This is a genomic window from Flavobacterium sp. NPDC079362 (genome assembly GCF_050267765.1).
GTDB lineage: Bacteria > Bacteroidota > Bacteroidia > Flavobacteriales > Flavobacteriaceae > Flavobacterium > Flavobacterium azizsancarii.
Genome location: NZ_JBNNFM010000001.1, coordinates 254008 through 276189 on the forward strand (window position 1 = coordinate 254008; position 22182 = coordinate 276189).

Below are 22182 nucleotides of genomic sequence, written 5' to 3' on the forward strand. Positions count from 1 at the left end.
TTTGTGGCTCTTTTATCTTTTTAGATTGACTATTATTTAACAAGATTTACAAATTTAGCATTTGTCAAAGAAGACAAAGTTCCTTCTTTATCCATACCTTGCCAATCTGATATTTTTCCGTTTACATTAATTTTAATACCAACTGCGTTAGGTGTTTCATAGATGAGGTATTTTATGTTGCCGCTATTAAACTCCAATTCGTAATCTGCATTTTGTTTCCTGAATTTAAATATTGCTTTACCGGCTTTTTCCGGACTGGACGGATGTGCAAAAGAAACAAATTTATATTCGTCGTTTTGCTGAAAAGCATAATACAATATGTTATCAGCTTTAAATAAGATCACACGTCCTTTGCCGTTTTTTGTGTCGAAAGCAAGTAGTTTTCTTTCATTTAAACTGGATTCATAGAGCGACAAAGAAGTAAAAGGAACATATTGGTTGTTTTCCCATCTCTTTCCTGTTATTTGAGAAAAAGGACCTTCTACAAAACCATCTTCTACATAACTGGACAACATTTTTGCTTCTTTACCGGTAACGGTGAAATGTTCGATGCCATGAAGAGCAGCTCCGCCAGAACTCGATGTTATGATTCGTTTGTATTTAGGATTAATCTCAAATGAACCGCCTCGCACACAATGAGTATTATCATAAATACTGCTTATATTTGGACTAGGGACAAAACCTGCTGGCGTATTAATAAAGATACTTGCTGTTGCCTGTGGTGAATAGCATCCTTCATCAAAAAGTTCTGGATAAAAAATGATAATATCGGGTCTTCCGTCAAAATTCACATCTCCCAGTACACTGATATTTTTATTAGATATGCTTTTGAATGTTGTTGTCTTCGCTGTTTTGTTGATTTGTGGCGTAGAAAGTTCTTTTGTACCATATTCAAGTGCTATTTTTTTACTTTCATTTTCAGTAAGTTTATAATATTCTTTTATTTCTGAGTTGGTTGTATCCCGCACAAAGTACAAAGTATAGCCTTTCATGAAATCATTAATAAAATAGGCTTTCTGTGCGTGTAAAGTAGATACTGCTGTTAAGAGAAAAATTATTAAATAAATTTTTAGTTTCATATTTGATTTTGAAAATGCTTTAAAGATTAGAGTCTATTTTTGATACAACTTAAATGATATTCATTAATAAGTATTGTTTTACTCTTCTGAAACTTCAAGCTTATCAAAATCTTCTATTTCAGATAATTTAAGTAGTTTTATTTTATTGATTTTTGTTTCCTTCTTTTCAAACATCTCAGGTTCATCGATATTCGGGTTTGCGTTTTCGTTTACTATTTTTTTTCTGGTTAAGAAATTTATACTTGTTTCAGTAAGAACTGTAGGTCCGTGATTGCTACTTGCATCGTAGCCAATAAGTTCAAGATCTGAATTTTGAAGTCTAAACATATATCTCCAATAGCCGTATCTTCCGTGGGCATAATGTACAAAAAGTTTTCCTTTGGTTATTTCAACGCCTAGTTCCGGTGCAAAATAAACACCGCCTTCTTCATTTTCAGAAGAAAAACAGTCATAGTTTTTAACAGCCAGTTCGTAACCTTTATTTTTGTTTAACAGAACGATAATGCCCCTGCGATTACGATCTAATTCACCGCGGTATTCGTCTTTAACGATCTCACTTTTGTTAGTGCCTTTTATAATTAGAACACAGTCTTCGATTTTATCTTTATTTAAATCACCATAAATGGTATCAAAGATTACATAGCCTTTTGGAACAAAATCTGCAGGATTTTTTCCTATTTCAATTTCTGAAATCTCATTTTCAGGAACTTCTTCCACCACATTAAGGGCTTCCTGAATTTGTGCTGGTCCTTTTTTTGTTTTACTGCAATTAACGTTTCCTAATAATATTAAAATTGCTGTTGTAAATATTAAGTATTTATTCATAAATGTCTAATGGTTATGTTTCTGTTAGTCTTTCTCTGCTTTTACTTTATTTTTAGACTTTAATTTCCATTTCCCGTTTTTTCCAATGTATTCGTAATCAATCATATGTTTTCCTGTTCGGTGCTGAAAATGTTTTTTTATGGGTATAATAGTAAGATCGGTTTTTAAAAGATAACTGCTTTCTTCAGATCTTCCATAAGCGCTTCCATAAAGTTCGGTATTTATAGTGCTGGTTTCTTTGTCAAATTCAGGTCTGTTCCAGATATCAGTATCGTCAGCTGTATTATAGAGCCTTACGAGTTTTTGTTGTGTTTGATCATTAATAAATATAATGGTCCATTCATTAGTATTTACATTAGAAAATACCCAACACAGTAGATCTTCGTCTCCATCATTGTCAAAGTCGATAATTTTAAAATTTGAAATAAGCAAATCATTATCAAAGTTCCAGGGAAAAGGTTGATAACTCATATTTTCCTGAAATTGAAATTCATTGTTTTTTAATTGATAAAGTGACGCAATTGAGTCATTTTGTAAACGGAAAGAATATTTTAAGGGAATTTCACCTTTTAATTCAAATTCGCATTCAGGTTTTTCTTTAGTAAAATCAATATCATCTATGCTTGATGAATCGGCAGGAAAGTTGACTTTAAAAGTAAGAACTTTTATAGAATCATTTTGTGCTTGTGAGTAAGAAAAGGCTAATACAACTAATAAAAGTGAGAAAAAATGTTTCATTATGAGGATAATGTTTAATGTTTTTTAAGTGGAATTTATATTTTATAAAAATAGTTCATTTATGAAAACCCTCTATTTATAAAAGTACCATCACCTCGTTATCAGCTCAAAATAGTAAGAGAAGGCCTGTGCAAACGTGCAATTCGCAACTAGCCCGACCTAATCCAACTGAATGTTAGGCAGCGTATATTTTGTGTTCAGTACTATTTGAATTTTTGATAGTTTTTGTTCCAATATTCTTCGATGAAATTCCATTTGTCTGCATTACAATGTAAGACTGAATATGGAAGTTTTTTTATCAATTTTAAATTATTTTCATCATTTTTAAGCACCTTATAAACTTGAATACTTTGGGATTTTGCTTCTTCATCACAACCTTTCCCATAGATATTGCCTAATTCAACCTTTTCAAAATTTTTGAATGTAAATAGTTTGCTTGTTCAATTGATATCGGCGCAACCTGCCCGGCAATAGCTATACCAATAATTAGGATTGGATTTTAGTTGAACAGGCTCACGGATACGTTCAAAGCCTATAGATTTCACAAAAGTATTATTTAATGAATCATACAGATAAAGTTCATGGTCACCCCTCTGTTCTCCACGAGAAAACAAGATGTCGAAATAACCATCATTATTAAAATCTATAAATTCTTGATTAGAAAGTCCGCCTTTGTCAATGTAGGTTGTAAAATTTTTTAAAGATATGCTTAAAAAAAAGCTATAAGTTTTTAGACCTGACAGATTTTAAAAACCTGCCAGGTCTGAATTTTATCCTTTTAGGATTTTACTTTTCTCTGTCTCAAATTCTTCAGTATTTAAAATACCGGCATCTAAAAGTTCCTTAAGATCCAATAAAGCTTTTTTCTTTTCTTCCATAGAACTTACTGTACTATTGTTTTCTTCTGTTGCAACTGTTTTAATTGGAGTAACAACTGTTCCGGATGGCGCAACTTTCAAAATCATTTCGGTAATTTCATTAAATCCTTTTACATTTGAGTAATCAATAGCTTTTTGTTCTTTCACGTTTACGATTGTGGCATCGGCGTTGTTTTCAAGTAAATACTTCACTACATCTTTTTTGCCGCTTGCCGCACTGTAATGCAAAGGTGTATTTCCGGATTCGTCTTGTATGTTGATGTTTGCGCCTGCGTCGATCAGCAGTTTGGCCATACTCAGATTGCCTTTTTTTGTGGCAATATGCAACAGGCTTTCGCCACCATAACTGTAACTGCTGTTGAGTGTAAAACTAGAATCGACCGCAATATTCGTTGCGCTGATCACCCAATCCAGGTAATCATTCATCGATGAGGTATCTTCGGCAACTGGTTTGCTAAAGTTTACATCAACCCCATTGTCTAAAAATAAGCCCACGATTTCTTTTTGATTGTTGCTGCAGGCGTACCAAACAGGTGAATGACCACTACTGTTTGAAGTAAATACATTAGCACCTCTTTCAACTAATAATTTGGCAAGCATTCTGTTGGTTTCGTAACACGCACTGAGCAGTGCATTTTCACCTGCGTGATTCATGTGGTTAATGTCGGCGCCATTGTCCAGCAGCAAAGTTACCATTGGTAAAGATTTTGTGTAACAAGCGAAAATCAAAGGAGTATTTCCTTGTTTGTCAGTGGCATTAATATTAGCGTCCTTATCTAAAAGTAATTGTATTATTTCGCGATTTTGTTTTCTGGAAGCAATTAACAGAGGTGTTTCGCCATTGTTGTTCAAAAGATCCACATCTATTCCGGCGTCTAATAATTTTGAAGCTATTTCAACTTGTGCAGTCTGAACTGTTAAATGCAAAAGACTGTTACCGCTTTTGTCGTTTATTTCAATTTTTGCACCATTTTCCAGGAGATAAAGTGTAGTTTGTTTTTGTTTTTGCAAACAGGAGAAGAATAAAGGCGTTTCTCCCTCGTGATCTTCATAATTGATATCGGCACCATCTTCGCATAATAGTTTCACGATATCCAGATATCCTCTGTGGGCGGCATAATGCAAAGCTGTTCTTCCTTTTTCATCGGTATATTTTACATCAACTTCTTTATTTTGAAGCAGTAATTCGGCTATTTTTCTGTTGCCGTTTTCGCAGGCAAGTATAAATGACATGGACATATATTGTTGTTTTTTTATATAATTTTGTTCTTAGGATTTCATTAAAAGTTCGACAGTTTTTATTTTAAGGTTGTCTTCCGAAGCAATCATAAGGGCAGTTTCGTCTTTATCATTCGTAATGTTTTTATCAGCACCGTTTTCCAATAATAATTTTACTTTTCTATACGTTTCTTTTGCAGTTTCGGCATCATAATTTACGTTGTATTCACAAATTTTATGCAATAATGTGTTACCCTCATTGTCCTGTTCGTTGAGGTCAATGGATGAAGTATCCAATACAGATTTTAGAATAGTGGCGTTTTTTTCTGCAATATAATCCAATGCTGATTTTGGTTTTCCGTAGTATTGAGCACAATAATTAAGATCAGCACCATCTGATAATAATCGTTCTAAAAATTTCAAACTACTTTCTGAATCTGACATCGATCGGATATATTCTGTTAATAACGTTCGTTCGTTTTTGTTGATGATATTGAAATTTACAGTACAAGCAGCAGCCAAAAGATCATACATTTCATAAGAAGATTGCTCGGCTACAGCATAATAAAAAGCATTGTTCTCGAGGTTGTCTGTTTCATTTGCATCTGCGCCATTATCAAGCAATAATGCAATGTATTCTTTTTTGACCTTTTTTACCGCACAAAGTAAGGCTGTTGTACCAACGATATTTTTTTCATTAATATCGAGACCGTTTTCCACTAATAAACGAATGTATGCTGCTCCTTTTTCTGGATCTAAACCGTAAATGTTTATAACACGGTAAATCAAATTTTCTCCCGCATTGTTTTTAAACTGAGTATTACAGCCAGAATCTTCAATTAGACTTTTAATAAGGGGTGCTGCAGCTCCTTTCTCGATGCAATATCCTAATAAAGTCTGGTCGCTGACTTCATCATTAATATTTTCCATTTTTGACATCAGAGCTTTAAAAAATGAAACAGATTCTTCGTCACCTTTTAAATCCCGGGAAACAGTACTAAAAATAGATTTGTCAAAATTGTCCAGTTCATAAATATCTGTTTCGATAAAACCCGCTTTTATCAAAGCATCTATTAGATCAATAGCTTTTGCGTTAAGAATTTTAGTGATTATTTGCGAAAAATTGTTTTTAAGATATTGCTCGTTAAACGATTCTCCGTTTTTAAGCGCTGCTCTGGCAGCATCGAAGTTCTCCTGAAAGATGTATTCTCCTATTTTGTTTTGTGTTGACATGTTTAAAAAAATTATGAAAATGAATATAAAACTTAAAATTATTATTTACGTGAATTTTTGGAATAAAAAAAGAGTTGTAAAAATTAAAACGTAAAATATAAAGCCGTAGTGCTTAATTATTGTTGTTGTGAAACAATTTTCCTGTTGCGAGTTATCGTTGTCGCTACGAAATCAAAAGGCTTCGCAGAGAGAGATAGAAGACAAATTAAAATTGATTACTTAAAAAATGATTTGCCAAATCACAAACTTATTTGCTGTTTAGTGGATTGTCAGCAACTTCCTGTATTATTACAATATATTGATTTTATTTAATGCCTTTAGTGCCATTTATTACTCTATTTAACATCTAGATTGTATATTGTATTGAAAAGTTGACGAATAGATTGAACGAGAAGTTTTTCATAATCTTTATTAAAATATTTTTCCATCTGTTCAATTGTTTTTTTGCAACCCGCAAAGTTCTAATAATATGCTCTTGAAGTTTAATGTGATACGACAAATTAGTAATAGAATAAGACATTTTAAACAACGTCTTAAAAATATTATGCCTTATAAATGAGTAGTTTACCTATTTAACAGAGCTTTAGAATAATCGATAAAAAAGCAAACTAAAAAAAATACTATCTTTACGGATTCAAACGTTTATGAACTTAAGCTGCTTTTGCAGCACTACATATAAAATTATGGCATGTACAAGTTGTTCAACCTCAGATGGTGGCGCACCAAAAGGTTGTAAAAATAATGGGACTTGCGGCACCGATAGCTGCAATAAATTGACGGTCTTTGACTGGCTCGCAAACATGAGTCCGTCTAATGGAGAAGCAATTTTTGATTGTGTTGAGGTTCGTTTTAAAAACGGACGTAAAGAATTTTTTAGAAATTCTGAGAAACTAACTTTAAGTATTGGCGATATTGTAGCAACTGTTGCATCGCCAGGACATGATATAGGGATTGTAACTTTGACAGGTGAATTGGTAAAAATTCAAATGAAAAAGAAAGGTGTAAATCACGAAAGCAACGAAATTCCAAAAATTTATAGAAAAGCATCCCAAAAAGATATTGATATCTGGTCTGTAGCGCGTGATCGTGAAGAACCAATGAAAGTTCGTGCACGTGAATTGGCTATTCAGCATAAACTTGAAATGAAAATTTCTGATATTGAATTTCAGGGAGACGGATCTAAAGCTACATTTTACTACACTGCGAATGACAGAGTCGATTTTAGACTTTTGATTAAAGATTTTGCAAAAGAATTCAGTACAAGAGTCGAAATGAAACAAGTAGGTTTCCGTCAGGAAGCAGCTCGTTTGGGAGGAATAGGTTCTTGTGGAAGAGAGCTTTGCTGCTCGACCTGGCTAACTGATTTTAGAAGTGTGAATACTTCTGCAGCACGTTACCAACAGCTTTCGCTAAATCCTCAAAAATTAGCCGGACAATGCGGAAAATTAAAGTGTTGTCTGAATTATGAGTTGGATACTTATATGGATGCATTGAGAGATTTTCCGGATTACGATACTAAATTAGTGACCGAAAAAGGAGATGCAATCTGCCAGAAACAAGATATTTTTAAAGGGTTAATGTGGTTTGCCTACACGAATAATTTTGCAAACTGGCATGTTTTAAAAATTGATCAGGTAAAAGAAATTATTGCCGAAAACAAACAGAAAAATAAAGTTTCTTCACTAGAAGATTTTGCTATTGAAGTAGTTTCAGAACCTGAAAAAGACTTTAATAACGCAATGGGACAAGAGAGTTTAACTCGTTTTGACCAGCCAAAAAGAAAGAAAAAACCAAGTCGCAAACGCAAACCAAATGCTGAAGCTGCGATTGTGGCAACTCCAAACAAACCTCAGGCAGTTCCAAATCTAAACAAGCCGGCAGTTCCAAATCAAAATAAACCTGCGGCAGGAAATGGAAATTCAAATAAAGGGAACAAACCGAATAATAACAAGCCAAATCAAGCGAATAAAGCTAATAATTCGAATGATAACAAACCGGCTGAACCTAGAAAACCTATAATTATTACTAAAAATGAGAATAAAAAATAGCGGGATTCTTCTTTTGGTAGCAATACTTCTTTTTTCTTGTGATAAAAAAAGAGTGTTTGATGAGTACAAATCTGTTGGAAGTGCCTGGAACAAAGACAGTATTGTAACTTTTGACCTGCCGGTTTTAGATTCCACCAAAAAATACAATTTATTTATAAATTTGAGAGATAATAACAATTATCCGTTCAAAAATTTGTTTTTAATTGTGGCTATTGAAACACCTAGTGGTTTCACTAAAGTAGATACTTTAGAATATGAAATGGCAAAACCTGACGGAACCTTATTAGGAAATGGTTTTACGGATATAAAAGAAAGTAAGCTGTACTACAAAGAAGATGTAAAGTTTAAAGGAAAATATAAAGTACATATCAAACAAGCTGTTCGGGAATCAGGAAAAATTCCCGGAGTTCAGGCTTTAGAAGGTATTACAGACGTAGGTTTTAGAATAGAACAAAAAGATTAGAAAAATAGTTATGGCCATCAAGAAAAACAATCAACCTAATAGTAATAAGGATATTAACTACTATAAAAAGAAATTCTGGAGAATTTTTGCTTATACCTTATTGGGTATTTTAGCTTTCTTTTTATTTGCCTCGTGGGGTTTATTCGGATCGATGCCTTCTTTTGAAGATTTAGAAAATCCGGATTCTAATTTGGCTACAGAAATCATTTCGTCTGATGGAGTAGTAATTGGTAAATATTTCAAAACCAACAGATCTCAACTTAAGTATTCAGATTTGCCAAAAAGTTTGGTAGAAGCTTTAGTTGCTACTGAAGATGCTCGTTTTTATGATCACTCGGGTATTGACGGACGTGGAACTTTAAGAGCAGTTTTCAGTTTAGGAACTAATGGTGGAGCAAGTACATTAACGCAACAGCTTGCAAAACAATTATTTCACGGAGAAGGATCTAAGTTTCTTCCGTTCAGGATTGTACAAAAAATAAAAGAATGGATTATTGCCATTCGTCTCGAACGACAATATACCAAGAATGAGATTCTGGCGATGTATTGTAATGTATATGATTTTGGAAATTATTCCGTTGGAGTAAGTTCTGCTGCGCAAACCTATTTCTCTAAAGATCCAAAAGATTTAACGATGGATGAATCAGCTATGTTAGTTGGTATGTTCAAAAATTCAGGTTTATACAATCCGGTTCGTAATCCTGAAGGAGTAAAAAATCGCCGTAACGTTGTGCTTTCTCAAATGGAAAAAGCCAAAATGATTACAGAGTCTGAGAAATTAAGATTACAAGCTTTGCCGATTGCCTTAAAATTTAAATTAGAAAGTCACCGCGAAGGAACAGCTACGTATTTTAGAGAATATCTTCGTGATTATATGAAAAAATGGGTGTCTGAAAATAAAAAACCTGATGGTTCAGATTATGATATCTACAAAGATGGTCTGAAAATTTATACTACTATCGATTCAAGAATGCAGTCATATGCTGAAGAAGCTGTTTCTGAACATATGAAAAATTTACAACAACAGTTTTTTATTGAACAGAAAACCAATAAAAATGCGCCTTTTGTAAATATTTCTCAGGCAGAAACGGATCGAGTAATGATGCAGGCGATGAAAAATTCTACGCGTTGGGCCATTATGAAAGATATGGATAAAAGTGAAGATGATATCATTGCTTCTTTCAAGGTAAAAACAAAAATGCGCGTATTTACCTGGAAAGGTGAACGTGATACAGTAATGACACCGCTTGATTCTATTCGTTATTTTAAACACTTTTTGCAATCTGGTTTAATGGCTATGGAACCGCAAACCGGAAATATTAAGGCATGGGTTGGCGGAATCAATTATAAATATTTCCAATACGATCACGTTGGGCAAGGGGCGAGACAAGTAGGTTCTACTTTTAAACCGTTTGTGTATGCAACTGCAATCGAACAATTGAATATGTCTCCTTGCGATTCTATTCTTGACGGACCATTTATGATTCATAAAGGGCGTCATAATGTTACTGCGGATTGGGAGCCAAGAAACTCTGATAACAGATACCGCGGTATGGTTACATTGAAACAAGGTCTGGCAAATTCGATCAATACCATTTCTGCAAAATTAATAGATCGCGTAGGACCGGAAGCTGTTGTCGAATTAACGCATAAATTAGGTGTGAAAACTGAAATTCCTGCACAGCCATCCATTGCACTTGGTGCTGTTGATATTACGGTTGAAGACATGGTTGCTGCTTACAGCACATTTGCAAATCAGGGAGTATATGTAAAACCGCAATTTTTAAGCCGTATTGAGAATAAAAGCGGAGAGGTTATTTATGAACCAATTCCTGAATCTCACGACGTTTTAAATAAAGATATTGCTTTTGCAGTAATCAAATTATTAGAAGGTGTTACTGAAACCGGTTCTGGTGCACGTTTACGTACGCAAGGAGGTGGAAGCGGAGACAAGCGTTGGACAGGATATCCGTATATGTTCAGGAATCCTATTGCCGGTAAAACAGGAACAACTCAAAACCAGTCTGATGGTTGGTTTATGGGTATGGTGCCTAATCTGGTAACTGGAGTTTGGGTAGGTTGTGAAGATCGTTCAGCACGTTTTAAAAGTTTAACTTACGGACAGGGTGCAACTGCAGCATTGCCAATTTGGGGTTATTTCATGAAACTTTGTTATGCTGATGCCGGACTTAAGGTTTCGAAATCAGAGTTTGAACGACCAGCAAATCTTTCGATAAAAGTAGATTGTTACAGTGCTCCAAAAGTAAAAGATACCACTGCAACAGAACAAAATACAGACGAATTCGAACTGTAGTTTAAATTCACTTTAAAATAAAAAATCCTTTTGTAATCTTCAGTAATTTAGAAGAAAACAAAAGGATTTTTTTTGGAATAAGATCTTACCGCAAAGAGCGCTAAGATTTATACAAAGTTCGCAAAGCTATTTAATAAATTACGCTTTGCGGACTTTGCATTTTTTATTGTGAACTCTGCGGTTAATTGCAGTTGGCTGTTAAATTACAATGAAATAAAATGTAGATTTATTTTTTACGAAATCGTTATAATTTGATCTAAAAATCTTATTTTTATCAAAAATATACAGTTATAAAGACAGTTTGTTATGATTACAAAAAAAGTAAATAACGTTCAGGATGCTACAGAAGGAATCGAAGGCGGAATGACTATTATGTTTGGTGGTTTTGGTTTGTGCGGAATTCCTGAAAATACTATTGCGGCATTAGTAAATACAACAATTTCAGATTTAACCTGTATTTCGAATAATGCCGGAGTTGATGATTTTGGTTTGGGATTGCTTTTGCAGAAAAAACAAATCAAAAAAATGATTTCGTCTTATGTTGGTGAAAATGCCGAGTTCGAACGTCAGATGCTTTCAGGAGAATTAGAAGTTGAACTTACTCCACAAGGAACTTTGGCTGAACGTTGTCGTGCTGCACAAGCTGGAATTCCTGCTTTTTTTACTCCTGCAGGTTATGGAACTGAAGTTGCTGAGGGAAAAGAAGTCCGTGAATTCAACGGAAAGATGCATATCATGGAAGAAGCATTTAAAGCTGATTTTGCGATTGTAAAAGCATGGAAAGGTGATGAAGCCGGAAATCTGATTTTTAAAGGAACTGCAAGAAACTTCAATGCTTGTATGGCCGGAGCTGCAAAAATTACAATTGCCGAAGTTGAAGAATTGGTTCCTGTTGGAACTTTAGATCCAAATCAAATTCATATTCCGGGAATTATGGTGCAACGCATTTTTCAGGGTGAGAAGTTTGAGAAAAGAATCGAACAACGAACTGTTAGGGTTAAAAATTAGATAATTAGAAAATGTGATAATTAGATAATTGATTAGATTGTGCGAAATGTAGCATTATCTAATTGACTCATTTGCACATTGACACATTTAAAAATTGACACATTCAAAAATATGTTAACAAAAGAAGATATTGCAAAACGAATTGCAAAAGAAGTAAAAGACAGGTATTTTGTCAATCTTGGTATTGGGATTCCAACTTTGGTTGCGAATTATGTCAGAGAAGATATTGCGGTTGAGTTTCAAAGTGAGAACGGCGTTTTGGGTATGGGACCATTTCCTTTTGCGGGAGAAGAAGACGCGGATGTTATCAATGCAGGAAAACAAACAATTACCACGCTTCCGGGTGCGAGTTTCTTTGATTCGGCTTTTAGTTTCGGGATGATTCGCAGTCAAAAAGTAGACTTGACGATTTTAGGAGCGATGGAAGTTTCAGAAAACGGAGATATTGCCAACTGGAAAATTCCCGGCAAAATGGTAAAAGGAATGGGAGGCGCAATGGATTTGGTAGCATCTGCCGAAAATATAATCGTGGCCATGATGCATGTTAATAAAGCAGGCGAATCTAAAATTTTGAAAAAATGTACTTTGCCATTAACGGGTGTAGGATGCGTTAAAAAGGTTGTAACTGAATTAGCAGTTCTCGAAGTAACAAAAAATGGATTTAAGCTCTTAGAACGTGCGCCAGGTGTTTCTGTACAACATATCGTCGCTTCGACAGAAGCAGATTTGATTATTGAGGGAGAAATTCCGGAAATGGATATAAAATAAATTCTCAGTTTATTTTAAAAATGTATTAAGGCCAGCTTTTTAAAAGGCTGGCTTTTATTTATAGATTATTTTAAAAATTTAGTCAGTGACAGATATGCTGCTTTATAGATTATAACCAACATGGTGATTTTGCAGATTCATGCGAAGCAGTTTCTACAGCAACTCTGGTAACTAAAATAGCCTAGCAGTTTTAATTGCGGGCTTTTCTATAATTATTTTTTAAAGTCAAAATTATCAATAGAAACTTCTTTTTTTCTATAAATTTTACCCTTTGGAGTTAGTAGTTGCTTTTTCCATTGGTCGTTTTCAAAATAAATTTTTATAGTATCTGAATAAGTAGCTATTCCTATAGTGTCATTATTGTCATCTTTATAATCAAAAGAAACACTTCTGGAATAAAATGTTTGTTTCTCATTTTTTGGATTCGCATTTAGAAATACAGTCCAGGAACCTACTCCGCTATCACTTGAAGATTCCCATTCATGCACTAATTGTAATTTTTTATCGGCGAGATAAAATAAATATTGTTTTTGTAAAGAACCATCAGTCTGAACACCATAATCAAGTTGAATGAAAGGAGAAACTGAAGAATCATCATCTGGAGATAAACCATAATTTGCACTCCATTCAGAATCCTTAAAACAATCATTAATAGTAAGATCTTTAGAAGCAATTTGTTTATTATTAGTATAAAAAGCAAGTCTGTATTGAACATTTTCGTTGCCCTCTTTCGTTACTGTCTTTTTTAATAATGAAGCTATTATATAATTGGTTTTTGTGTCATAACCTGAAATGGCAATCGTGTCTGTTTTTAAGACTTTTACCTGAGGAAGCTCAGTTTCTATTTTACTGCCATTGTTTATGTTTGGGTCAATTTCTTTTTTACAACTTGCGACAATCAACAAAAGAAAAAAGAGGGGTAATTTTTTCATTTTTAAATTTTTTTACAAATGTAATTTGGGAAAAGCGAATTGACAAATGCTTTAAGATGTTTTTATAAGATTTACTTTACGCTAAAAGTAATATGTTTCATTAAAAAGTAGTAGGTCAAAAAAATCAAATTTAATAATTCAATCTAAATATAAAAGCAAAAACCGCCGATATAGGCGGTTCTATTGTAAATAAGACATTGTTTCTTTCCGATTTTATGGCTCATATAAAAGCTTTGAAATTAGATTTACAAAGTAAAACTCATGCGGGTAAAGTAATATGCTCCCGTTGTACCCATTTGTACCGGCGCATATTTAAACACTCCATAGTAACTGTTCTCGTAAATTTGTCTGTCCGGGAAAATATCAAATAAATTGTTTGCTCCCAATGCAACCTGAATTTTTGGAGTTATTTTGTAAGCTACAGTCATATCTGTAACCACTTTTCCGTTGTGTTTCTGGATTCCTCCAAAAGGAAAACCATCACGAATTACTTCTCCAAAATAAGTATTTCTCACTAAGAAATTCCATTTTGTCAAACTGTAATTGATTGCAAAAGTACCTTTGTGTTTAGGTGTATTTGTTTCTATCAGACTTCTTTCCTGAGGTCCGTAATACACATCTTCCTGACCAACAAATAAAAGCGGAATATTATTTAATTTATCATCTACTTGATTAGCATTGTAGTTGTACAATAACGAAAGATTCATTTTGCCGGGACCAACATTCATATCATAATCAATAACCACATCAACTCCGTTTGTAGTAGTGTTAATGGCATTAGTAAAGAAACGTCCGGTTTGAGCACCGTATTGTGCAAACAAATCACGTAGTGCAGGAACAGGTTCTCCAGCAGCATCATTTCCTAAATTTCCTGTAAGAATGATTCTGTTATCAATTCTGATGTGGTAATAATCAGCAGTAATGTGTAGTTTTTTGGTTGGAGAAAAAACGATTCCAAAACTGTAATTTCTGGATGTTTCCTCTTTCAGTTTCGGGATTCCAAGTTCTTTCGCTACCTGACTGTCATTTCTAAAAATTCCCGAATTCAGAATTTGCCCGTCAACCGCATCTGTTGCAATATTATTAAAATATTGTTGATGTAATGATGGCGCTCTAAAACCTGTACTAATTGCTCCACGAACAAAAAGGTTGTCAAGTATTTTATATCTGGCAGATAATTTTCCGTTAATGGTATTTCCAAAATCAGTAAAATCCTCGTAACGTCCGGCAATTCCAATCAATAATTTATCCGTAACATCAGCTTCAACATCGGCATAAACCCCAACGCTGTTTCTGTTTTCGTTTACAGCATTCAAAGGAGAAAAACCAGGAAATGATTGCGATCCTCCATCGATATAAGAGTTTTCTTCGCCAGGAACAATTTTGTATTTTTCAAAACGATATTCACCTCCAAATGCAACACTCAAACCGCTGAAAATATCTTTATATAATCTTGAAACATCAGCATTAACGGTGTTTTGCAAGAAAGAGTGATTTCCGGCTTTAAAATTTGTCTGGCCATTATCTCCTAACGAAACGTTATTGGTATTCGATACATCATAAATAAATTTGTTCTCTCCAATAGTGTTGCTTACATCCAGTTTCCATTCTCCAAATTTAAATTTGAAACCAACAGAAGAAGAAAGATCCGTTACAACAGAGTTTAATTCAGGTTGAAATCCGAAAGGGAAAATAGAAGCAACAACATTCTCAGTCTCACTTGGTAAACGTCTGAAACCATAACCAGTTCCTTCTCTGTGACTTACTCCGCCCGAAGCATAAAACTCAATTTGATCGTTTAACGGAATAGATGCATTAAAAAATCCCTGAATATTCTGGATTTTTGCATCTCCAATCTGAAAATTAAAATCATCACGTTTCAAACCATTTTGAGCTAATAAATTATTATCAATCTGGCGTGATTGTGCCGGATTTTCAGCAAAATCGTAAGCAAAGAAGTTACCTTCAGCCGATTGATCAAAGATGATTAGGTTGTTGTTTTGAGAACGATTTGTTTTTTGGCGATCGTTGAATTCAGCTGTTAAATTGATAAAACCGCCTTTGTTGCCAATTTTTGCTCCATAGTTTAGGTTCACATTTGTAGTTTGACCATCGTTTCTAGATGTCGAACCATAAGTAGCATTTACTTCTAAACCTGCATTGTCTTTTAAAACCAAATTGATCACACCTGCAATTGCATCAGAACCATATTGTGCTGCTGCACCATCACGTAAAACCTCAATTCGTTTAATTGCCGAAGCTGGAATAGCGCTTAAATCTGTTCCAACAGAACCGTTTCCAACTGTGTTTTGGTAATTTACCAATGATGTGGTATGTCTTCTTTTTCCGTTAATCAAAACCAGAACCTGATCAGGACCTAAACCTCTTAAAGAAGCCGGATCGATATGTTCTGTTCCGTCAGCAGATGATTGTCTGTTTGAATTAAACGATGGGATCAAATAAGTAAGGATGTCATTTGTTGTAGTTTGTGGAGTTGTATTACGGATTTTTGCCAAATTTACAACGTCAACAGGAACTGCAGTTTCTAATTTGCTTTTCTTTGGATTTCTACTTCCTACAACTACAATTTCATCAAGACTGTTGCTTTCTGCAATAAGCTGAATGTCCAGAAAGTGATCTTTTGCAACCACTTCTTTCTTTTGATAACCAAATAATGAAACAATAAGTGTTGGGTTATTTACAGATGAGTTGATTGTAAATTTTCCTAAAGCATCACTCGTCGTAGTATTTTGAGTTCCTTTGATTAGAATAGTAGCAAATTCTATCGGGTTTCCATTTTCATTTGTGATCGTTCCTTTTATCTCGTGGTTTTGTGCAAAAAACAAAGTACTTGATAAAGTAAGAATTGCAGTTATGACAATTTTTAGTTTTTTTCTCATTGATGGTTTTGGTTTTGAGTATGATGTAATAATTATTCGAATAGAAGAAGCTGAAAGCTAATGCCTACTATTTATATAGAGTATTGAATAAAATGCAAATGTAATTGTAAATAATCGAAATCGTTTAACGAATTACTGTTTTTTATAAAAAGAAGACTTTAAAATTGGGCTTAATAAAATATCTTTGCTGAAAATTTAAAAAGAGAAAAAATGAAAGTACGTTTATTACTTTTTTTGTGCGCTCTGACATTTAATGGTTTCGCACAAAATAATGTATTGGTTTTTCAATCAGATTTTGGTTTGAAAGATGGGGCAGTATCTGCTATGAAAGGGGTTGCAATGGGGGTTTCTACCGATATTAAAATATTTGATGTAACGCACGAAATCCCGGCATTTAATATTTGGGAAGCGGCTTATCGTTTGTCTCAAACGGCACAATATTATCCTGCAGGAACTGTATTTGTATCTGTTTGTGATCCCGGAGTTGGTACAGCAAGACATTCAGTAGTTTTACTGACTAAATCAGGTCATTACTTTGTTACTCCGGATAACGGAACTTTAACTTTAGTTGCGGAACAATTAGGAATTCAGGAAATTCGTGAAATCGACGAAGTAAAAAACCGTCGTCAGAACTCAAATGAATCTTATACATTTCACGGTCGTGATGTTTATGCTTTTACCGGAGCTCGTTTAGCGTCTAAAACTATTACTTTTGAAGAAGTTGGGCCTAAATTGCCAAATGAAGTAGTAAAAATCGAGTACCAAAAACCGGTTTTCGAAAAAGGAATTATCAAAGGCGGAATCCCGATTTTAGATATTCAATACGGAAATGTTTGGACTAACATCGATAAAAAAACATTTGCTAATTTAAATTTAAAAGCAGGTGATATGGTGAAAATTCAAATCTTCAACGGAACTAAAAAAGCATATGAAGGGAAATTAAAATTGGTACATACTTTTGGAGAAGTTCCTGTTGGGACTGATGTTTGTTACTTCAATAGTCTTTTAAACTTTTCATTGGCAGTAAACCAAGGAAGTTTCTCTGCAAAACATAAAATCTATAGTGGAGCTGACTGGAGTATTTTGGTTAGTAAATAAATAGCAATTACAGCTTAAAACGATAAAACCGCCCGATCAGGCGGTTTTTGTTTTTAAATAAATACCACAGAGTGTACAAAGTATTTTTATCAATTAGGTTTAATAAAAACACAGAGAACACAAAGCTTTGAAAACATTATATTATGTGGGCATTGCGATAATTAAGGCCTAAAAAAAACCGCCCAATTAGGCGGTTTCATATTTTATAAACTTTGCGACTTAGTGTCTTTGTAGCAAAAGGCTTTTTACAAATTAAAAGAAGCTCCTAAACTAAAAGTTGTCTGATTGTTCAAATGATCAAATACACCATTGTTATTGCCATATTTTGCAATTGGGAAACCAATTTCTGTGAAAACACCAAATCCTTCAGTAAAGAAATAACGGCCACCAACATGACCACCAAAATTGTGTAATCCTAAGCTTAAACCTGGATAAACATCTAATTCCTTAATACCAATAACACTGCTTAAATTAGCATTAATTCTGGCTTTAGCATCAAAACGATCACTAAAATCAGGTTTGTAATCATTATAAGGAGTTGGATTACCGTGGTAAAAACCATTAAAATTATCTACGCCTAATAAGTAGTTAGCAACAAAACCAAAAGAGAAGTTTTCGCCTAAGCCAAAATCAACAGAACCCTGAATTCCTGAACCACCATCTTGTATGTTAGCACCAACGTTAACCTTAACATCTCCTTTTCCTTTAAAAGCTTGTTGAGCTTGTGTGAATCCAAATGATACTAAAAACAAAAGTGTAATTACCTTTTTCATAAACTTAAATATTTAATTTTTAAAGTGCAAAAATAACCTTTTATGAACTAATTCCTACCTTTTTCGGCAGAATACAATTCATTCAAAGGATCGCTTTGCCAGAATTCCTTGGTATCGACGTTCATAATCGTCAGAGGACCTTTAAAAGCAGCTCCCGTATCTACATTCCAAATGCAGGCTTTTTGTACCGGAACAGTTTTTCCAATTCGGGTCACCGGAGTATGCCCGATAAAAACTTCTTTGTACACCGTAAAACGTTTTGGGTAAAACAAGTCGTCTGTTTTTAAATTAGGATCTAATGAAAGTGCCATCTCCCAAAGAGTTCTGTCCCAGTAAAATAATTTTGAGAAAAACTCATACTGCACACCATTTAGATTTGTAAAACCGGCATGAACAAACAGTCGGTTTTCATTGTCCAGATGATAATCTTCTAAAGATTCTAAAAAAGCTATATGAACCTGCTTTTTCTCTTCGCTTACCTTTTTATAGGCCAAAACCGTTGCTTCTCCACCGTGTTTAAACCACAAAGTCTCGTCAATCTCTTCGGTATTATTTTTAAACCAGGACAATAATAAGTCATCATGATTTCCTCTGATGCAAATGCAGTTTTGCTTGCTTTTAAGGTCTATCAAATAATCAATTACTTGTGGCGATTGGCTCCATCCATCAACATAATCGCCTAAAAATATAAGAGTATCATCAATTGTAACTTTGGCTTTTTTCATCACTTGTTCAAGTGCGAGTAGTCCGCCGTGTATGTCGCCTATAACAAATGTTCGCATTTTTTATTATTTCGTGTAGAAATACAAAAATAAAGAAAATGATTTGTTTGTGAACATTAAGTTGTGAATCTTTAATCAGGAAAAAAGGCAGTAAATTTTATTTGAAAGAATTTTCGCTTAAAATTTTATTAAAATGCAAGTTAAAAAAAAATTATATTTGCCAAAAATTACGCCTTAAAAAATAAGTTTATGAAATCAAAAATTACTTTATTATTTATTCTTTCTTTATTTATATTATCCTGTTCGGGTGATGATGACGCCAAATCTAAACAATTCGAGTTCTTAGAATTTGAGAAAGATGTTGTGCTGCCTTCTGTTAATAGTGGTGATATTACTTTCCTAGCGATAAATTTTGATGAGAACCTGACTAACTGGGATCTTAAACTTACCGATGATGCCGGAAATGTTTTACCTGTAATACTTAGTAGTGTAAAAAAGACGGGACATGGTTACGTAGATAACGAAATACAAAGAATTGCATTTACAGCTGCTCCTAAAAATGAAGGTGTTTATACGTTAGTGATTAAAAATAAGACTACGGATCAACTCTATACGGATCATTTTATAGTAAGAAGCAAAACTTTTAATAAAATCCAATATTCATATGCTTCATCTTATAACATAATAGGAGGATGGAGTTCAAATGAACCAGAACCTACATGGGACTATATTTATTTTCAAAAGATAAAAAATACTATTCAAAGTGATCTTGTGACAACTGGTATTTCAGGAATTAAATTAGAAAATGTAACTACATTTAAGGAGTATAATATAGACTATTCTGTAAACACTGAGACGAAAAAAATAGAATTTACTCTTCCTGTAGGAGTTCCTGAAGGAAACTATTATCTGTCGGTTAGATATAGTAACTTCACTAGTGCTTATTTCGAAAAGGATATAGTAGTGCAAGAGGAAAAACTACCAAAAGTTGCTTCTATTAATAAAAATACTTTTAAAGGAAAAGAAATAATGACGCTGAAAGGAAATGATTTTAGATATAAAGTGGATTTAGATTTACTTCCAGGTTCACTATTTAGAACGTATCAAGTAAGTTCTTATTTGGTTTTTACCAATAATAACGGAACCGGAGAAATAGAATTAAGCACTTACGATAAAGATCCTAGTTTTAAATATATGAATGCTGAAGGTACAGAAATTAATTTTCCATTTCACGGACAGACTAGTGAAGAGGATTTTTACTATGGCAATGATTATCCCCGTACCTATTTTGAAGGTACGGTTCAAGTCAGAACAGGTGCATATTTAAGCGAACCGATAGCAATTCGTGTAGACTTTAAATAGTTAACATCATTTGATAAGTTTAGAAGCTGCAATTTTTTAATTGCAGCTTTTTTTATGATTTTTTGCATCTCATTTTCAAGGTTTCCTGCTTAAATTTGTAACATGTCTGAAACGCCTGTATATCGAAAAATTATCCATATTGATATGGATGCTTTTTATGCCTCGGTAGAGCAGATGGATAATCCTGCTTTACGCGGAAAACCTGTTGCTGTTGGTGGTTCAGAGAATAGAGGAGTAGTTTCTGCAGCAAGTTATGAAGCCCGTAAGTTTGGTGTACGAAGTGCTATAAGCGGGGTTTTGGCTAAAAAATATTGTCCTGAAATTATTTTTGTACGTCCGCGATTTGATCGTTACAAAGAAATTTCGAATAAAATTCATGAAATCTTTCATGATTATACTGATATGGTCGAGCCACTTTCGCTGGATGAAGCTTATCTGGATGTAACGCAGAATAAAAAAGGAAATCCAAGTGCGAGTTTGCTGGCTCAGGAAATCAGATTGCGGATTTTAAATGAGGTTGGAATCTCTGCTTCAGCAGGAATTTCGATTAACAAATTTGTAGCAAAAATAGCCAGCGATGTCAATAAACCAAACGGCCAAAAAACGGTAAATCCTGATGAAGTAGAAACTTTTTTAGAAGAATTACCAATCAGAAAGTTTTACGGTGTTGGAAAAGTAACGACTGAAAAAATGTATCAATTGGGAATTTTTACCGGAACTGACCTGAAAAGTAAATCTGTAGAGTTTTTAGAGAAACATTTTGGGAAATCAGGTGCTTTTTATTACAATGTAGTACGAGGAATTCATAACAGCGAGGTAAAATCGAATCGTATTACCAAATCAGTTGCGGCAGAGAATACTTTTGATGTTAATTTAACCTCCGAGATTTTCATGCTGGAACAACTCGATACAATTGCAACTTCACTGGAAAGACGATTGAAAAAACATAAAATTTCGGGAAAAACGGTTACGTTAAAGATTAAATACAGCGATTTTACCCAACAAACACGAAGTAAAACATTGCCCTATTTTATTTCGGATAAAAGCCTTATTTTAGAAACAGTAGAAGAATTATTATATCAGGAACGAATGAAAGATTCAGTTCGATTACTGGGTATTTCCCTTAATAACCTGAATACAGAAGAAAAAAAAGCAGTTATTGTACAATTAAAATTTGCCTTTTAACCAATATTAAACAATCGTTAAATAGAAAGTTTTTTTGTTTTGTGATGAATTTTCGTTCTATCTTTGGTTGAAAAGATTTTTATATCATTAAATAATTCGAAATGAAAAAAGCTAATTTTGATGATGTATCACATCGTAATTCGGTTCCTATTTTAGCATGGGATTTTCATTATGAATATGTAAATGAACTCAAAGCTATTTTTGCTGATTTAAAGAAAGTAAATAAGATCTCGAATCAGTTTACATGGAATGAAAAAAATCTCGAAATAGAAACGCGTATTAAGGAAGAAGTAGTTTTAGTAACAGATCCGGATCTAAAGATCGTTTTCGCATCAAACGGAATAAAAAAAATGACGGGTTATTCTGAACTGGAAGTATTGGGAAAAACGCCAAAAATGTTTCAGGGACCAGAAACTTCTAAAATTGTTTTAAAAGAGATCAGAGAAGCAATAAAATTGCAGGTTCCTTTTGAAAAAACAATTGAAAACTACAAAAAAGATGGCAGAACGTATAAATGTAAAATCAATGGTGCTCCGGTTTTTAACTTAAAAGGAGAATTGACACATTTTATTGCTTTCGAGAAAGAAGTTGCTTAAGGTATTAACCGCAAAGAATGTTTTTTGCCACGAAGTTACCAA

The 22182-nt window shown here is 33.7% G+C and carries 18 protein-coding genes; 9 read left to right on the top strand and 9 right to left on the bottom strand.

Annotation, left to right across the window (positions count from 1 at the left end):
* Nucleotides 1-32: 32 nt before the first annotated feature.
* The 5 genes from ACQKCJ_RS01085 to ACQKCJ_RS01105 all read right to left on the bottom strand — a co-directional run bounded on the left by ACQKCJ_RS01085 (nucleotide 33) and on the right by ACQKCJ_RS01105 (nucleotide 5971).
* Nucleotides 33-1079, bottom strand: coding sequence for an XAC2610-related protein (locus ACQKCJ_RS01085; RefSeq protein WP_271333952.1), 1047 nt, complete (start codon nucleotides 1077-1079; stop codon nucleotides 33-35).
* A 78-nt stretch (nucleotides 1080-1157) separates the two neighbouring features.
* Nucleotides 1158-1904, bottom strand: a complete 747-nt coding sequence (locus ACQKCJ_RS01090) for a hypothetical protein (protein ID WP_271333953.1) — start codon at nucleotides 1902-1904, stop codon at nucleotides 1158-1160.
* Between the two features lie 24 nt (nucleotides 1905-1928).
* Entirely contained in the window at nucleotides 1929-2642 is a 714-nt protein-coding gene (locus ACQKCJ_RS01095; RefSeq protein WP_427401181.1) for a hypothetical protein, read from the bottom strand.
* A 770-nt stretch (nucleotides 2643-3412) separates the two neighbouring features.
* Nucleotides 3413-4753, bottom strand: coding sequence for an ankyrin repeat domain-containing protein (locus ACQKCJ_RS01100; RefSeq protein WP_427401182.1), 1341 nt, complete (start codon nucleotides 4751-4753; stop codon nucleotides 3413-3415).
* Nucleotides 4754-4789: 36 nt separating this feature from the next.
* Nucleotides 4790-5971, bottom strand: coding sequence for an ankyrin repeat domain-containing protein (locus ACQKCJ_RS01105; protein WP_271333956.1), 1182 nt, complete (start codon nucleotides 5969-5971; stop codon nucleotides 4790-4792).
* A 683-nt stretch (nucleotides 5972-6654) separates the two neighbouring features.
* On the opposite strand from ACQKCJ_RS01105, the gene ACQKCJ_RS01110 reads away from it, so the two are divergent.
* The 5 genes from ACQKCJ_RS01110 (at nucleotide 6655) to ACQKCJ_RS01130 (ending at nucleotide 12572) form a co-directional block, all read left to right on the top strand.
* Entirely contained in the window at nucleotides 6655-8019 is a 1365-nt protein-coding gene (locus ACQKCJ_RS01110) for a PSP1 domain-containing protein (RefSeq protein ID WP_271333957.1), read from the top strand.
* Nucleotides 8003-8482: a gliding motility lipoprotein GldH gene (locus tag ACQKCJ_RS01115; RefSeq protein WP_271333958.1), complete on the top strand. Its 480-nt coding sequence runs from the start codon at nucleotides 8003-8005 to the stop codon at nucleotides 8480-8482. The genes ACQKCJ_RS01110 and ACQKCJ_RS01115 overlap by 17 nt, the downstream gene beginning before the upstream one ends.
* Before the next feature lie 10 nt (nucleotides 8483-8492).
* Nucleotides 8493-10796, top strand: a complete 2304-nt coding sequence (locus tag ACQKCJ_RS01120) for a penicillin-binding protein 1A (RefSeq protein ID WP_427401183.1) — start codon at nucleotides 8493-8495, stop codon at nucleotides 10794-10796.
* Nucleotides 10797-11102: 306 nt separating this feature from the next.
* The gene (locus tag ACQKCJ_RS01125) at nucleotides 11103-11804 is read left to right on the top strand and encodes a CoA transferase subunit A (protein WP_271333960.1); all 702 of its coding nucleotides are present in this window, start codon (nucleotides 11103-11105) and stop codon (nucleotides 11802-11804) included.
* Nucleotides 11805-11915: 111 nt separating this feature from the next.
* On the top strand, nucleotides 11916-12572 hold the full coding sequence (locus ACQKCJ_RS01130; RefSeq protein WP_271333961.1) for a 3-oxoacid CoA-transferase subunit B: 657 nt from the start codon (nucleotides 11916-11918) through the stop codon (nucleotides 12570-12572).
* 212 nt (nucleotides 12573-12784) lie between these two features.
* On the opposite strand, the gene ACQKCJ_RS01135 is transcribed toward ACQKCJ_RS01130, so the two are convergent.
* Both ACQKCJ_RS01135 and ACQKCJ_RS01140 read right to left on the bottom strand, forming a co-directional pair.
* Nucleotides 12785-13504 carry a hypothetical protein gene (locus ACQKCJ_RS01135; protein WP_271333962.1) on the bottom strand — a complete coding sequence of 240 codons (720 nt, stop codon included), beginning with the start codon at nucleotides 13502-13504 and terminating at the stop codon, nucleotides 12785-12787.
* A 245-nt stretch (nucleotides 13505-13749) separates the two neighbouring features.
* Nucleotides 13750-16404 (bottom strand): TonB-dependent receptor, encoded by a 2655-nt coding sequence (locus ACQKCJ_RS01140; RefSeq protein ID WP_271333963.1) that lies wholly within the window; start codon nucleotides 16402-16404, stop codon nucleotides 13750-13752.
* Between the two features lie 210 nt (nucleotides 16405-16614).
* Between ACQKCJ_RS01140 and ACQKCJ_RS01145 the strand changes: the two genes are divergently transcribed.
* Nucleotides 16615-17502 carry an SAM hydrolase/SAM-dependent halogenase family protein gene (locus ACQKCJ_RS01145; RefSeq protein WP_271333964.1) on the top strand — a complete coding sequence of 296 codons (888 nt, stop codon included), beginning with the start codon at nucleotides 16615-16617 and terminating at the stop codon, nucleotides 17500-17502.
* 245 nt (nucleotides 17503-17747) lie between these two features.
* On the opposite strand, the gene ACQKCJ_RS01150 is transcribed toward ACQKCJ_RS01145, so the two are convergent.
* Both ACQKCJ_RS01150 and ACQKCJ_RS01155 read right to left on the bottom strand, forming a co-directional pair.
* Nucleotides 17748-18275, bottom strand: coding sequence for a DUF6646 family protein (locus ACQKCJ_RS01150; protein WP_271333965.1), 528 nt, complete (start codon nucleotides 18273-18275; stop codon nucleotides 17748-17750).
* A 47-nt stretch (nucleotides 18276-18322) separates the two neighbouring features.
* A complete protein-coding gene (locus tag ACQKCJ_RS01155) occupies nucleotides 18323-19057 on the bottom strand; it encodes a metallophosphoesterase family protein (protein WP_271333966.1) in 735 nt (244 codons plus the stop codon).
* Nucleotides 19058-19246: 189 nt separating this feature from the next.
* Here ACQKCJ_RS01155 and ACQKCJ_RS01160 point away from each other — a divergent pair, with 189 nt between their 5' ends.
* The 3 genes from ACQKCJ_RS01160 to ACQKCJ_RS01170 all read left to right on the top strand — a co-directional run bounded on the left by ACQKCJ_RS01160 (nucleotide 19247) and on the right by ACQKCJ_RS01170 (nucleotide 22140).
* Nucleotides 19247-20359 carry a hypothetical protein gene (locus ACQKCJ_RS01160; protein WP_271333967.1) on the top strand — a complete coding sequence of 371 codons (1113 nt, stop codon included), beginning with the start codon at nucleotides 19247-19249 and terminating at the stop codon, nucleotides 20357-20359.
* A gap of 102 nt (nucleotides 20360-20461) precedes the next feature.
* The gene (gene dinB / locus ACQKCJ_RS01165) at nucleotides 20462-21544 is read left to right on the top strand and encodes a DNA polymerase IV (protein ID WP_271333968.1); all 1083 of its coding nucleotides are present in this window, start codon (nucleotides 20462-20464) and stop codon (nucleotides 21542-21544) included.
* A gap of 101 nt (nucleotides 21545-21645) precedes the next feature.
* Nucleotides 21646-22140: a PAS domain-containing protein gene (locus ACQKCJ_RS01170; RefSeq protein WP_271333969.1), complete on the top strand. Its 495-nt coding sequence runs from the start codon at nucleotides 21646-21648 to the stop codon at nucleotides 22138-22140.
* Nucleotides 22141-22182 lie beyond the last annotated feature (42 nt).